Annotated in this window: 10 protein-coding genes and 1 tRNA gene; all 11 read left to right on the top strand. The window is 52.5% G+C overall.

Going from position 1 to position 13,888, the window contains the following annotated elements:
• The first annotated feature begins 3 nt into the window (after nt 1-3).
• The gene (locus tag HZA49_08845; GenBank protein MBI5779546.1) at nt 4-2,055 is read left to right on the top strand and encodes a hypothetical protein; all 2,052 of its coding nucleotides are present in this window, start codon (nt 4-6) and stop codon (nt 2,053-2,055) included.
• Nucleotides 2,056-2,362: 307 nt separating this feature from the next.
• Nucleotides 2,363-2,438 (top strand) — tRNA-Pro (locus HZA49_08840).
• A 38-nt stretch (nt 2,439-2,476) separates the two neighbouring features.
• Nucleotides 2,477-3,019 (top strand): Hsp20/alpha crystallin family protein, encoded by a 543-nt coding sequence (locus tag HZA49_08835; GenBank protein MBI5779545.1) that lies wholly within the window; start codon nt 2,477-2,479, stop codon nt 3,017-3,019.
• Nucleotides 3,020-3,098: 79 nt separating this feature from the next.
• Nucleotides 3,099-5,540 carry an endopeptidase La gene (gene lon, locus HZA49_08830; protein MBI5779544.1) on the top strand — a complete coding sequence of 814 codons (2,442 nt, stop codon included), beginning with the start codon at nt 3,099-3,101 and terminating at the stop codon, nt 5,538-5,540.
• A gap of 206 nt (nt 5,541-5,746) precedes the next feature.
• Nucleotides 5,747-6,973 carry an ATP-binding protein gene (locus HZA49_08825; GenBank protein ID MBI5779543.1) on the top strand — a complete coding sequence of 409 codons (1,227 nt, stop codon included), beginning with the start codon at nt 5,747-5,749 and terminating at the stop codon, nt 6,971-6,973.
• A 558-nt stretch (nt 6,974-7,531) separates the two neighbouring features.
• Nucleotides 7,532-8,581 (top strand): virulence RhuM family protein, encoded by a 1,050-nt coding sequence (locus HZA49_08820; GenBank protein ID MBI5779542.1) that lies wholly within the window; start codon nt 7,532-7,534, stop codon nt 8,579-8,581.
• A gap of 445 nt (nt 8,582-9,026) precedes the next feature.
• The gene (locus tag HZA49_08815; GenBank protein ID MBI5779541.1) at nt 9,027-9,335 is read left to right on the top strand and encodes a hypothetical protein; all 309 of its coding nucleotides are present in this window, start codon (nt 9,027-9,029) and stop codon (nt 9,333-9,335) included.
• A gap of 750 nt (nt 9,336-10,085) precedes the next feature.
• On the top strand, nt 10,086-10,673 hold the full coding sequence (locus HZA49_08810; GenBank protein ID MBI5779540.1) for a hypothetical protein: 588 nt from the start codon (nt 10,086-10,088) through the stop codon (nt 10,671-10,673).
• Nucleotides 10,661-11,311 (top strand): nucleotidyl transferase AbiEii/AbiGii toxin family protein, encoded by a 651-nt coding sequence (locus HZA49_08805; GenBank protein ID MBI5779539.1) that lies wholly within the window; start codon nt 10,661-10,663, stop codon nt 11,309-11,311. Before HZA49_08810 ends, HZA49_08805 begins: the two co-directional genes overlap by 13 nt.
• Before the next feature lie 821 nt (nt 11,312-12,132).
• Complete coding sequence (locus HZA49_08800) at nt 12,133-12,456, top strand: hypothetical protein (protein ID MBI5779538.1); 324 nt, start codon at nt 12,133-12,135, stop codon at nt 12,454-12,456.
• A gap of 577 nt (nt 12,457-13,033) precedes the next feature.
• Nucleotides 13,034-13,828, top strand: a complete 795-nt coding sequence (locus HZA49_08795) for a hypothetical protein (GenBank protein MBI5779537.1) — start codon at nt 13,034-13,036, stop codon at nt 13,826-13,828.
• The last annotated feature ends 60 nt before the right edge of the window (nt 13,829-13,888 follow it).

The raw sequence follows: 13,888 nt of genomic DNA, 5'->3' as shown, positions 1-13,888 counted from the left end.
CAAATGAAAAAAATACTGCTGGTCTTCTTCCTTTGTGCCGGAGTTTATGGCACCATGGCAAATATCTCTTTCAGCCAGGACCTGTCTGCGCCGGACCAAACCAAACAGCTCCAAGAGCTGGACAAATTAATAGAATCCCAATCCGCTACCCCGACCCTGGACAACATCAAACTGGTGTTTTCCGCATACACCGCCGGCTCACCGGCCGTCCGGGCGGCCGTGGAAAAATCCATCCCGCGCCTGCACATGACCGATGAGATTATCGACTGGCTCAAAAGCGATGCCGCCCGGTCGCCCAATCGGGATATCCGGCTGCTGACCCTGCGGACCGTCAGCGTTAATTTCGCTTCCCGTTTCAACGTCGAGTTTTCCCCGATATTCCTCTACGACCCGGATAAGGCCATCCGGCTGGAGAATATCCGGGTGCTCAAAGGCCTGCCCCTGATATGCGGCAGTTGGATTTACGAAGAGTTAATCCCGCGCCTTGATGTCACGCTGACCGACGGTTATTACCCGGTCCGGAAAACCGCCCTGGAGGCGCTGGCCAAATACCACTACACGCCCCGGACCGCGGAAATAATCATCAGCCGCTACCCGGCCGAATCCTCGATGACCCTGCAGTTTGACATGGAGGACGCCATCGTCTCGCTCATCAACCGGTCCGCCAGGGCCGATATCCTGCTCAATTATCTGGACTCGGATTCGCCGGCCATCCGCGCCCTCATCTGCCGGGTCATCGGAAAATCAACCGCCCTGAATAATAAGGAAACATACATCAAGGCCTTGAACGCATTGCCGGCTGACAGCCCAACCGATGTCATTGCCTCGCGGGACTGGGCCTTAAAACAGCTTAACCGACTGGGACCCGGACCGGTTAAGATTGATATCAAGCCACCGGCCCGGATGCCTATCGCGTCACTGGCCAACCGCTTTGCGCCGGGACGGACGGAGCTGCTGGCAAAATACCACGGCGATGACCGGACCGAAAACGCCGCCCGGCTCGGACTGGACTGGCTGGCCCGGAACCAGGAAGCAAACGGCTCCTGGAACTGCGCCCGAAATAACCCCTGGCATAATAACGTCGTGATCCCGTCATTCACTAATGAAGACGAACTGGTTGATGTCAGCGTCTCTGGCCTCTCGCTCCTGTGCTTCCTGGGCGACGGCTCGACCCATCAATCCGGGCTCTATCAGGAGAATGTCCGAAAAGGCCTGGAGTTCATCAAGACCGCGCAGGATAAAACCGGATGCGTCAATATCCCCAAAGGCCACGTGCACAACAAGCAATGCCTGGAGCAGGGCGAGGACCACGGCCAACTGGCCCGCCGCTATAATCACAACATCTCCACCCTGTTCCTGGTGGAACTCTACGCCATGACCAACGATGCCCAAATCAAGGATATGGCCCAGCGGGCCCTGGAACATTCCAAAAATACTCCGGAGCCGGGATTCCCGTGGTCTTTCTACCTGGAGCCGACCGACATGGGCCCGAGCATCTTTTATATCCTGGCCCTAAGAATCGCCCAAGCCACCGACCTGGCAATCTCGGACAAGGAAATAGACCGGACCAAGGTCTACCTGGACCGGCTGACCGACAAATCATCCGGCCGGATTGTCCACATCTGCGCCATCCCGATATGCTTCGGCGGCATGGACTCCACCGCCTCGGGCCTGTTCGGCCATATATTAATGAAGAACGATAAAGCCGTCATCGCCAAAGGCGCGGACTGGCTCAAACAATTCCTGCCCCAATGGGAACCGTTCTACCGGCATACCGATTATTATCCCAGCCTGTTATTCCTGGAGGAAAACGTCATGAACGAATGGCACTGGTATTACCAGACCCTGGCATTCAGGCAACTGGGCGGGAGTTACTGGTATGAATGGAACAAGTCACACAAAGATGTCTTATTGAAGCACCAGCGCACCGGCGGCCTGCTGGACGGCTCCTGGGACCCGGAAGGCCCCTGGGCTACTATCGGCGGACGGGTTTACTCTACGGCATTCTCCATCCTCTCACTCCAGGCATATTATAGTTATTCATTTAATAAGTAAGTCCGTAGTCAGCAAACAGTATTACAAATTAATTGACTTAACCCGTCTGATTTTATATCATGAGAAAATATTAGTGAATCGGTAAACGGATTAAACTGACTCGGCGGATTTAACCGATTTCTGTTTAATCCGTTTACGAAGTTTTCTAACGGGGCGTAGCGCATTAGAAACTGTTAGCCCGCAAGGCGTTACAGTTTCTTATCCCGGCAGTATTAGTCGGGAGTAGCGCTAAGGTCTGAGGCAGTTAGGATGGAAAACAAGATAAAGAAAAGAGGCGTTAAGCGATTCATTAAAGGTATGTAACAGTCGGGGCGTAGCGCAGTCTGGCTTAGCGCGCTTGGTTCGGGACCAAGAGGTCGGTGGTTCAAATCCACTCGCCCCGATATCCATCTGGAAATTTACGGGAGGTAAAATATCAATTATGACCACCAAACATTCTCATTCCAAGACATCCGATACCGGCCATCATTTCGGAGACGACAAGGTCCCGCAGGGCCCGATGAGATTCACCGAACTGTTCATCTCGTCCAGCAAGCTCATCTCGGTCTATACCGAAAAGGCCTGGTCTCCGCCCACCGATATCTACGAGACCGACAAAGACATCGTTATCCGGTGCGAGTTAGCCGGCATGAAGCCGGAAGAAATCAGCATCTCGTTTGATGTCAACTCCAACCACCTGCTTATCTCCGGCTGCCGGGACGAGCGCGACGCGCGGACCAAACGAAATTTCCGACAGATGGAAATCAATTACGGCAAGTTCGAGAAAGCCGTTGATATTTACTGCGGCATCGAGCCGGAAAAAGCATCGGCTTCATATAAAGACGGATTCCTCGAACTGGTCATCCCCAAGACCAAAAAGTCGGCCGGACATCATACCGCCCCGGCTTCGGACGGCCACCTGACCATCCGGCATATTGAAATCATCTCCGGCCCGATTACCTGCCAGGAGGGCGAAGATGAGTGATAGCAATATTCTGATTCCCAGCGGCGGCGACAAGCCGGCCGCGGCACTGCCCAACAAGGTGACCATGGAACTGCCCATCATGACCATCCGGGACCTGATTGTCTATCCGGGCACGGTCCTGCCCCTGATTATCTCCCAGAAAGAGGCGGTCCAACTGGTGGACGACGTGGTCGCCACCACCAAGACCTTCGGATTCATCGCCATCAAACCGTCCGCCCTGCAGGAACGCGATATTGCCGGCATAACCAACGAAGACGAGATGGAGGACTTCTCAGCCGAAGAAGAAATTACCGAACCGCCCGCGGAAGGCCTGACTGTGCCGCCCGTGCCCAAGGAACCGCCGGTCATTCCGGTGGAGATGGACATCAAGCCGACCGATTTATACGAATACGGCTGCCGGGTCGAGGTGGCCAAGATGTTCAAATATCCGGACGGCACCACCCGGCTGCTGGTCCAGGGCATCGAGCGCATCAAGCTGGAAGGCATCGTCGAGCGCAAGCCCTATCTCAAGGCCCGGGTGCTGATTGCCAAGGAAACCGTGGACCGGAGCGCCGAAATCGAGGCCCTGTCCCGCACCGCCATCAATCTCTTCATGGAAATCGTCAAGCAGATTCCCTACCTGCCCATGGACGAACTTAAATTAGCCGCCATGAACATCTCCTCGCCCCTGACCATGTGCTATTTCATCGCCTCCAATATGAATTTCCCGATGGAGGAAAAACAGCGCGTCCTGGAATTGAACTCGGTCAAGGAAAAACTCGAGCGCTTAATCCGGCTGTTAAACCGCGAAGCCGAGGTGATGCGCCTGGGCAACCGCATCCAGACCGAAATCAAGGACGAAATCACCAAGGCCCAGCGCGAGCAAATCCTGCGCGAGCAGATGCGCATCATCCAGCGCGAACTGGGCGAAGGCGAGGGCAAGAATACCGAAATCCCCAAGTTAAAGGAACAGCTGGACAAGGCCAAACTGCCGGCCGAGGCCCATAAGATTGCCGATGAGGAACTCAACCGCTTGAGCCGGATTCATCCCTCCTCGGCCGAATACACCGTGGCCCGGACCTATCTGGATTGGCTGATTAACCTGCCCTGGGCCGTGGCGACCGAGGATAATCTCGACATCAACCGAGCTGAAAAAATCCTGGACGAAGACCACTACGGCCTGGAAAAAGTCAAGACCCGCATCCTGGAATACCTAGCCGTGCGCAAGCTAAAAACAGATATGAAAGGCCCGATCCTGTGCTTTGCCGGGCCGCCGGGCGTAGGCAAGACGTCATTGGGCAAATCCATTGCCCGGGCCTTAGGGAGAAAGTTCGTCCGCTTTTCATTAGGCGGCGTGCGTGACGAGGCCGAAATCCGCGGGCATCGCCGGACCTATATCGGCGCGCTCCCGGGCCGCATCATCCAGTGGATTCGCAAGGCCGGCTCCAGGAACCCGGTCTTTATGCTGGACGAGGTGGACAAAATCGGCATGGATTTCCGGGGCGACCCGGCCTCGGCCCTGCTCGAAGTCCTGGACCCGGAACAGAACAACTCATTCTCAGACCACTATCTGGAAGTGGACTTTGACCTGTCATCGGTCATGTTCATCACCACGGCCAATATCCTGGACACCATTCCCTCGGCCCTGCGCGACCGGATGGAGGTCCTGGAACTGCCCGGCTATATTGCCGAGGAAAAGGTCAAAATCGCCCAGGAGCATCTGGTGCCCAAGCAACTGGCCGAACACGGCCTGGATACCAAGGACATCGAATTCAAGCCCGACCTGCTCTTCAAGATTATCACGGACTATACCCGCGAGGCCGGGGTGCGCAACCTGGAGCGCGAAATCGCCACCGTTTGCCGCAAGGTCGCCAAGGATAAGGCGTCCCTGATGGGGCAAAAAACCCCGGCCAAGCCGGCACCCAGGCCCACGGCCCAGAACATCGAGGAATTCCTGGGGCCGATTAAATTCTTTGCCGAGATTGCCGGCCGCAAGCCGGATATCGGCGTGGCTACCGGCATGGCCTGGACTCCCATCGGCGGCGAGATTATGTTTATCGAAACCACCCGGATGAAGGGCAATAGCGGCCTGATCCTGACCGGGCATCTGGGCGACGTGATGAAGGAATCAGCCCGGGCCGCCTTAAGTTACATCCGGAGCCACTCCAAATCGCTCAAGGTCCCGGACAGCGCCTTCAACGGCTATGATATCCATATCCACGTCCCGGCCGGGGCCATACCCAAGGATGGGCCGTCTGCCGGCGTGACCATCGGCGTGGCCCTCACATCGCTCTTCACCAACAAACCCATCCGCAACGATGTCTCCATGACCGGCGAGATAACCCTGAGGGGCAAGATCCTGCCGGTCGGGGGTATTAAGGAAAAGGTGATTGGCGCGCGCCGGGCCGGAATCAAGACCATCATCCTGCCGAGGGAAAACGAAAAAGACCTCAAGGAAATCCCCGAGCACATCCTCAAAGGGTTAAACTTTAGGTTGATAGACAATCTCGAAGACGCCTTGAAAATCGCGCTGATAAAATAGGACCGGCGAGATGCGTTTCAGGAAAACCGGGTTCTGAAAGGCGCGGAAATAAAGGAATTGTCCGCCTGAAGCGGATCTGCCGCTGGCATGACCGGCAAGGTGTGTGTCACTAAACCCAGCGTCCGGTTGGCGGCAGGTGTTTGGAATAATTTATTTATCCTTAATATTTAACTTGACATATTAAATATTAAGGGTATATTAATGCCATGATGAGATATCGGATTCTGGCTAAAACCGTTAAAAAGGCGATTAAATCATTCCCGGCATTGGTCTTGACCGGACCGCGCCAATCCGGGAAAACCACTTTGCTTAAGAATCTGTTAAAAGACTCCCATGATTATTTAAATCTGGAAGACCCGGACACCCGGACCCGGGCCAAGGCCGACCCGCGCAGTTTTATCGACCAATGCGCCGGGCCGGTGCTATTCGATGAAATACAATACGTCCCGGAGCTCCTGTCATATATTAAAACCCGGATAGACGCCAAACGCAAACCCGGGTTCTGGATATTAACCGGCTCTCAGAATTTTTCCCTGATGCACGGGGTCAGCGAATCATTAGCCGGCCGGGTAGCCGTGTTGACGCTTTTGCCGTTTTCCCTGGCTGAAAGAACCGGCCGGGGTCAGCCATCCCTGGATATGCGCGGACTCTTGAATAATCTGCCGGCTCGACCTGATCGGGTTGATAAAAATCTTTCTATCGCCGATTTGATATTAAGGGGCAATTACCCTGAAATAGCCAGCCGGCCATCGGTCAACCGGGAACTCTGGTGCGGGTCATACATCTCGACCTATCTGGAACGCGACATCCGCAACCTTTCGCAGGTCGGCGATTTAAACCAGTTTGAAAGATTCCTGCGCCTGTGCGCCACCCGGACCGGGCAAATTCTGAACATCTCCGAATTAGCCCGGGAAATCGGCATTTCCGTGCCCACCGGCAAGCGCTGGATTTCCATGCTGGAAACCGGTTATCAGGTATTGCTGCTTTATCCGTATTACAAAAACATCGGCAAGCGCTTAGTCAAGAGCCCGAAGATATATTTCAACGACACCGCCTTGGCTTGCTATTTATTAGGCATCAGAGACAGCCGGTCGCTGCTTAACAGCCCCTATTTCCCGCATCTTTTCGAGACCATGGTAATTACCGATTTCTGGAAACGGTATTTGAACCATGGCGGCCTGACTTCATTATATTATTTGCGGACCCGGGACGGCCTGGAAATAGACCTGGTCATAGAACTAAACCAGAAATTGCATTTATTTGAAATCAAAAGCGGCGCGACGATTTTCCCGAAGCACGCCGCATCATTAATCAGGGCTAAGAGGGATTTACCGGGCGTCAAGTTACCGCTCAATATAATATCGCAATCTTCCGGTCGGCACATTCAAAAAAATGTAAACAACTATAACTGGCAGGAAATCTTGTTGTTATAACATCAAGAAACGGGCGTTTGAGCTTGTAGTCAACCCCTTCGGAATACTCTCCGAAGGAGTCCGTATGACTCTTCGGTCCGATGTGAATCGGACTCCGTATCCGGCAGCATCGGAGAGTCCATCGGACAGGGTAAACTTAGCGAATCTATAAAACAGCGTCCGCGCCCTGTGCAAAGCACTGGTGAGCGCCATAAGGGCGCCATGGCGCTTCGGCGCCATCGGTCAGCATTTAGCCAGTGGCTAAAGCGTACCCGGGCTCTAAGCGTTAGCGTGACTCCGAGTACCCCGAAAGCATTCGGGGCACGCAGGTCAACAAACTGTGCCCTCAAGTCCGCGCAGATAAAGGGTTTCCTGGCGAGGTGTGTGTCCCACGAGGAGGGTACAGGCGCATAGATAAAGGGATGTAGGGTTAGGTGTGCCTGCCCTGCGTAGTGACAGCGGAGTCCCGCCCCAGCGGGGAGCGAAGCCGAAGGGTGTCCCAGGAGAATAAGTAACCCTCCCGCCCAACCGGAAATAATACTTGCTCAAATCTAAAGGAAATGGTAGGATTAAGAAGCTATGAAAAAGAAGAAGTCACATCCCGACTCCAAGAAATTGTCGCTATCCCAGGGTGTAAACAAGAATCAGCTGATTCTTTATACCGCGCCGGATGGCGATGTCAAGCTGGATGTCTTTCTGCGGGATGAAACCGTTTGGCTGAGCCAAAAGATGATGGCTCTGCTGTTCGATTGCAGTGTGGATAATATCGCCCTGCACTTACGAAACATATTTGCCGAAGGCGAATTGGATGCCCGTTCAACATCCGAGGATTCCTCGGTAGTTCAAGAAGAAGGCGGGCGGAGTATCAAAAGAACGCTGAAACTCTATAATCTTGACGTCATTATCGCCGTGGGATACCGGGTTAATTCCAAACGCGCGACTCAGTTTCGCATTTGGGCTACCAAAGTCCTGAAAGAATACATCACCAAGGGATTTGTCCTGAACGATGAACGGCTTAAGCAGGGCCAGCGGGTCTTTGGCAAGGATTACTTTCGGGAATTGCTGGAGCGGGTCCGCTCCATCAGAGCCAGCGAGCGGCGGATTTATCTGCAAATCACCGATATCTTCGCCGAATGCAGTATTGACTACGACCCCAATTCCCAGACGACCAGGGACTTCTTCGCTACGGTGCAGAACAAATTCCACTATGCCATTACCGGCCGGACCGCGGCCGAGATTATCGGCGCCAAGGCGGATAAGAAACTGCCGTTTATGGGGCTGACCACCTGGAAAAATTCCCCTAAAGGCAGAATCCTGCCGGCTGACGTGGTCATAGCCAAGAATTATCTGCCGGCCAAGGAAATCAGGAAACTGGAGCGGACCATATCGGGATTCTTTGACTACATCGAAAACCTTATTGAAAACAGGCGGGCATTTACCATGGCCGAGTTTGTGGATGGCGTCAACCGGTTTTTGAGCTTTAACGAGTATAAGATACTGGGCGGAAAGGGAACAATATCCAAGGAAGCGGCGGATAAAAAAGCGCTGGCCGAGTACACCCAATACAATAAAACCCAGCCGATTGAGTCCGACTTTGAAAAGGAAGTCAAAAAGCTATTGAAAAGATAAAGGGATTGCGCTGAACAAATGCTTGCCCGCCTCCCCCGCCGAAGCGGGGGATAAACTTCGCCCAAAGGGCGAAGGCGGTTGTCTCCGGAATTAACAATTTACTCAATCAATTGAGTAAATTATTGACAAGCGCCGGACGCGGTGTCCCCGGTTTACCCCCGACAAGAATAATCGGACAAATTGTCCGCCGGTGTAACTGACAGATTTATTATGATACCTCTTAAATCAGCCATAACCGTGAAAAAGGCCAATGGCCCTTTGCCGTAGGCAATGGTCAGGAGCACCCCGAAAGATTTCGGGGAGCGCACTGGGTACAAAAATCTGAAGCATCAGCAGTAAACAGGGGCGTTTTACTAAAACCGCGTTATAAAAGGCGCGCAGCTAAAGGGTTGGCCGGCTGGTGTGTGTCATCGGAGATGTGAGATAATAACCAAAGGAGGCAGTTATGAAAATCGACGCCGTATTCCAGAGAGCAAAAACCGGGCACATCTTCGTCTTCTCCGGCGAGAACTACTACCGGCTGAACCCAAAGGTCCCGGGCCTGATTGAACCCGGCTATCCCAAACCCATCGCAGGCAACTGGCCCGGCGTTAACTTCAAACGCATTGACGTTGCTTTCCAGCGCTCGGACAACGGCAAGGTCTTCCTGTTCTCCGGTCCGGAATACATCCGCTTTGATTTGGAAGGCGCGGACGCGGCTGAGCCCGGGTTCCCCAAGCCCATTCCGGCCAACTGGGCCGATATCTTCGCCTAGTCCAAAATTAACGATTTGAAGTCACAAATTGTGACTCCAAGTCCGGACGCGACTACCAAACAAACGCTCTTATTATATTACTTTTGATATTACTTTTGTTAGGTAAGCGAAACTGTGCCTTAGAACCCTTATGAAGCAAGTGCTTTAAAATTAGTGGTCTGCCCCACGAGGCGCCCCTAAGCAGTAGACAGGCCGCAGAGCGGATTTTACCCTACATATTACCTTCTATATACTGCATCCTTATTCCCTTTTCCTTGCTCAAATCCAAGCAAAATGATAGGATAAAAGCATATGCACCACGATGAACATCAAATCCAGGGTAAAGTACTTATCGGGCCGGTCAAGATAAAGATTATCCGGGCAAAGAAGGTCAAAGCAGCCAAACGCAAAACAAAGGTAAAAAAATAAAAGATAATTAAGTAAGGTGTCCCCCAAATTCCGGAACGCACGGAAAAGTAAATACGCAGCGAAAGGGTGTCACCGGAAAAAACCCAAAGGGCGAAGGAGGGTGTCCCAGGAGAAAGGAGCTGAGGAGCGCCGGTCCGGTGACACACACCACGCCCGGTAATCCTCTAAATATCTGACTTTTAAGGCACCGTTTTTGTAAAACAGCCCGTTTCATGCGCAAAGTGACAATTTTTAATCTCCCTATGATTTTTCTTGACATTTGCAGTAAATATATATAGTTATCATTATTGTTAATTATCTATCCCTGGAAGGTAAGCGGATTGAGCTGATTTAACCGATTATATGAATTACCAGTTGTTACAGAAATTGCAGGGCACGCTTTTTTTCACGGTGGAGGAACTGGCCCGGACGGCCGGGATACAGCCGGCCTCGGCCCGGGTCCTGGCTACCCGCTATGCCCAGGCCGGCGCTTTTGTCCGCCTGAAGAATAATATGTATGTGGCCGGCCAGAAATGGCCGTCGCTGGAAACCCCGGAGTTCTTCCGCCTGGCCAACCTGATCCAGGTGCCGTCTTATATCTCTTTCATGACCGCCCTGGCTTTTTACGGGGTGACCACCCAGGTCCAGCGTAATTTCTTCGAGAGCGTTTCAATAAAACGCTCGGTCCGGTATCAGGTCCGGGACACGGCTTTTAATTTCTATAAAATCAAACCAGATTATTATTCCGGGTTCGTCAAGCAAGACGGGTTTTTCATCGCCACCCCGGAAAAGGCATTTCTGGACGCGGTCTATCTTTATTCGGCCGGTAAATATAAGATTGATTTCAGTTCGCTTGATTTGGGCGGACTGGATAAAAAGAGGCTTAAAACCATCCTGAAACCATTCCCGGCCCGGACCGGGCGGATTGCGAGGGAGTTATGCAAGATTTAAAGAAACACGAGCGGTTTGAATTAGAGGCGCTGGAAAAACTCAACAGCATCAGGGTCCTAAACCGGCTTATCTTTATCGGCGGGACGATGCTCAGGCTGTGTTACGGGCTGAACCGGTTTTCGGTTGACCTGGATTTCTGGCTGACCGGCGATACCGACCAGAAGAAGCTTTACCGCAAAATCCGGGCCGAACTGGCCGGATTTTACCAGCTCCGGGATTCGGCCGATAAATTCCAGACCATGCTTTTTGAAATAAAATCGCCTGATTATCCGCGCAGTTTGAAGATAGAAATCAGGAAAGAGCCGAAGCTGATAAAGACCGCGCAATCGATTGCCTACAGCCCGTATGCGGACCGGCAGGTTTATGTCCGGACCGCGGCGCCGGAAGAGATGATGCGCGCCAAGATAGCCGCCTTGCTCAGCCGGAAGGAAATCCGCGACGCCTTTGATATCGAATTCCTGATTAAAAAAGGGATTAAGCCGGACGCGGCACCGGCTGAGGCGGAAAAAATCCTGCGGGTGATAGAGTCCTTTACCAAAAAAGATTATACGGTCAAGCTCGGCTCGCTTCTGGAGCCGGCAGACCGGGGTTATTACAGCGCCGAGAATTTCAAGATTATCAAATCCGCCCTGGCTTGAGGCCATCCGGTCTTCATATATAGTAGCCATCCCCCTTGAAAGTTATAAGTTATAAGTGATAAGATATAAGTAAATATACGGAATACAGGGGACGTAGAGAGTGCCTCCCGGTGCGCCGCCTTTGGCGTGCTCCCGACCATTGCTTTGCAAAGGGCCCGGTGCGCTGGCTTGACGCCATGCTGAGCCGACCAGTGCTTCGCACAGGGATGCTCAAAGCGACAAAAATTGTCACTTTTACAGGGGGGGGTTACCTACACCCCTACCCCCTCCAGCCACATAAAGGATGTCGCCATTCGGAAACGGGGATAGAGCCATTCGAAAAGGGGGGTATGGCCATTCGAAAAGGAGGATATCGCCATTCGAAAACGGGGATACCCCTGCGCGAAAAGGAGGATATCTCCATTCGAAAACGGGTATACCTCCACGCGAAAAGGATGGTATCTCTATTCGAAAACGGGGATATCCCTGCGCGAAAAGGAGAGCGTCTCCATTCGAAAACCGGTATCGGGCTATTCGGAAACGGGTATCGGTCCATTCGAAAAGGGGTATCAATCTATTCGAAAAGGGGCATCAAGCTATTCGAAAATAAGCCTGTCCGCCACAGGTTCCTACACCCCCGGCGAAAAATTTTTTACAAAATATTTGGGTATGGCGATTTTGGGTGGGTTTCACCGGAAAAGAGCGGTTTTTTGCCTTAAATTTCTGCCGGTTAAGAGGATAGGCCAAAATTTTTTAACCTTCCTGAAAATAAGAGGATAGCCGAAGAAATCAGGCGTTTTTGATAAAAACTTGACAAGGGGCCTGATTATGGGGGAGGCGGTATGGGTGCCTATGATAAAAATGCTGACAACTCGTTTGAAAAAGATTTAGACCAGGCTGTTCCTGAGGCCGGCCGGCCGGTTTCTTTTGACGTGCTGATATTCCGGTTCGCTCCATTGCTCATCAGCCTGGATGCCGAGGACACGGAACTAATCAAGATGGCGTATCTGACGGCCATACGGAACAACATGGTCATTGATAATAAGCTGTTAACTGAAGCGCTGCGGATCAGTGACCGGACTCTTTTGAACCGGAAGAACAAGATTATCGCAAAGATAAATACGGCGCTGGGTATATCTTACAACTCCGGTACCAGTGCATGCTAATGCATGCTGGCACAAGAGCCAGTATGTCATTTCATTCCTACTGGCTCTAGCAAAACCTTTCCGACCCTGAAAATTAAGCAGAAATTTTATCCCCCGGCCATTTCACGAGTTAAGCCAAAACGCCCTCATCCAAAACAGGCCAACATCGGCAAAACCTTTCCGATGGCCTGTATCTATAGAGGGGCAATTAAGCCCTTTAATGAAACGGAGGCAGATATGCCTAAGTTAATATCTGATTTTTGGAAGCGGGTTATTCGGACGGTAATTGATATCGTGCTGACCATAATCCAGAAGAGGATAAATAAATAAATTTGCAGTTCGGTGTGGCTGGCTATAGGCGTCAGGCTTCCCCGCACCCGTACGGGTACGGGGCTTGAATAGGGCCGGCAAGACGCAGCCAGCCGCCCGGCTGTTACAATAACCCCGATAAAAACTATCGGGATAAGAGCCAGTACGTCGCTATGCTTCTACTGGCTCTAAAAGGAGGCTGTGATGGCTGTATGGGATGCAGAATAGTTTTCCCCGATATGCATCGGGATAACTTACTGTAACTCCCTGCGGTCTAACAGTAAGTAAAATGGCAGACGAAATTAAATTGGATTTGCTGGTGACTATACCATTAAACGTGGAACCGGCCGGGGATATGCCGGAACGTTGGGCCGAAGGACTGAGTAATAACGCCATGCGCATGCATGACCGGATGCTCGAGGTCCTGCCCTTTGACGGCGAATACCAGTCCAAGGTGGCCCAGCCGGCTAACCAGAAATGGAATCCCATGATTGCCCCGGGCTTTGTGTCCGAGGCGGGCAAGACCCAGAAGAATATCCAGCGGGCCCATTATAAGGGATTAGCCAACGGGTATAACAAGTTCATGCAGAACTACGAGGCGGCATTCGCCACTGTTGATGGCGTTGAGGCCAAGCGCTTTAAGGACCGGGTCAATAATGCCAAGGACCGCTGGGCTGAAAAGGCCGGCCAGGGTATCCTGAGAATAACGGGTGATAAAATCCGGGGCCGGATTGCGCCCCAGGTTCTTTATTGGATGACCGGGGACGCCAAGGCCAGTAAGATGACCAAGCATATGGAGGTGCTGGCCGGACAACCGTATGATTTTACGGCCTCGGGCCTGAGGCAGCAGTTCCGTTCGGCCCTGAGCAGTTTGCTGGTTTCGACCGGCATAACCATTCTCAAGGCGGATATGGAGGCAACGGAAATCGCGGACCAGAACGACCGGCTGGTGGACCTGGCTAACCGGTTTTCGGCTACAGGGGTAAAACCATTTGTGGTCGGAGGACTGGCTGTAGACTCTTTGTTACAGTATGAATTTGCTGACCCGGAATTTAAGTTACATGCGAGGATAGTGCTGGTGTAAAACAACAGCGTGAGTGGTCCCGCTCCCATACGGGGGCGGGGCCCGACCACGCTACATTAA

This window comes from Planctomycetota bacterium (genome assembly GCA_016235865.1).
GTDB lineage: Bacteria > Planctomycetota > MHYJ01 > JACQXL01 > JACQXL01 > JACRIK01.
Note: the sequence above shows the minus strand (reverse complement) of the source record. Positions and strands in the feature narration are given on the sequence as shown.

What these genes read in the sequence shown, in the direction of transcription:
- HZA49_08845 (MBI5779546.1), top strand. Translation starts at nt 4, where the DNA reads ATGAAAAAAATACTGCTGGTCTTCTTCCTTTGTGCCGGAGTTTATGGC.
- HZA49_08835 (MBI5779545.1), top strand. Translation starts at nt 2,477, where the DNA reads ATGACCACCAAACATTCTCATTCCAAGACATCCGATACCGGCCATCAT.
- lon (MBI5779544.1), top strand. Translation starts at nt 3,099, where the DNA reads ATGACCATCCGGGACCTGATTGTCTATCCGGGCACGGTCCTGCCCCTG.
- HZA49_08825 (MBI5779543.1), top strand. Translation starts at nt 5,747, where the DNA reads ATGATGAGATATCGGATTCTGGCTAAAACCGTTAAAAAGGCGATTAAA.
- HZA49_08820 (MBI5779542.1), top strand. Translation starts at nt 7,532, where the DNA reads ATGAAAAAGAAGAAGTCACATCCCGACTCCAAGAAATTGTCGCTATCC.
- HZA49_08815 (MBI5779541.1), top strand. Translation starts at nt 9,027, where the DNA reads ATGAAAATCGACGCCGTATTCCAGAGAGCAAAAACCGGGCACATCTTC.
- HZA49_08810 (MBI5779540.1), top strand. Translation starts at nt 10,086, where the DNA reads ATGAATTACCAGTTGTTACAGAAATTGCAGGGCACGCTTTTTTTCACG.
- HZA49_08805 (MBI5779539.1), top strand. Translation starts at nt 10,661, where the DNA reads ATGCAAGATTTAAAGAAACACGAGCGGTTTGAATTAGAGGCGCTGGAA.
- HZA49_08800 (MBI5779538.1), top strand. Translation starts at nt 12,133, where the DNA reads ATGGGTGCCTATGATAAAAATGCTGACAACTCGTTTGAAAAAGATTTA.
- HZA49_08795 (MBI5779537.1), top strand. Translation starts at nt 13,034, where the DNA reads ATGGCAGACGAAATTAAATTGGATTTGCTGGTGACTATACCATTAAAC.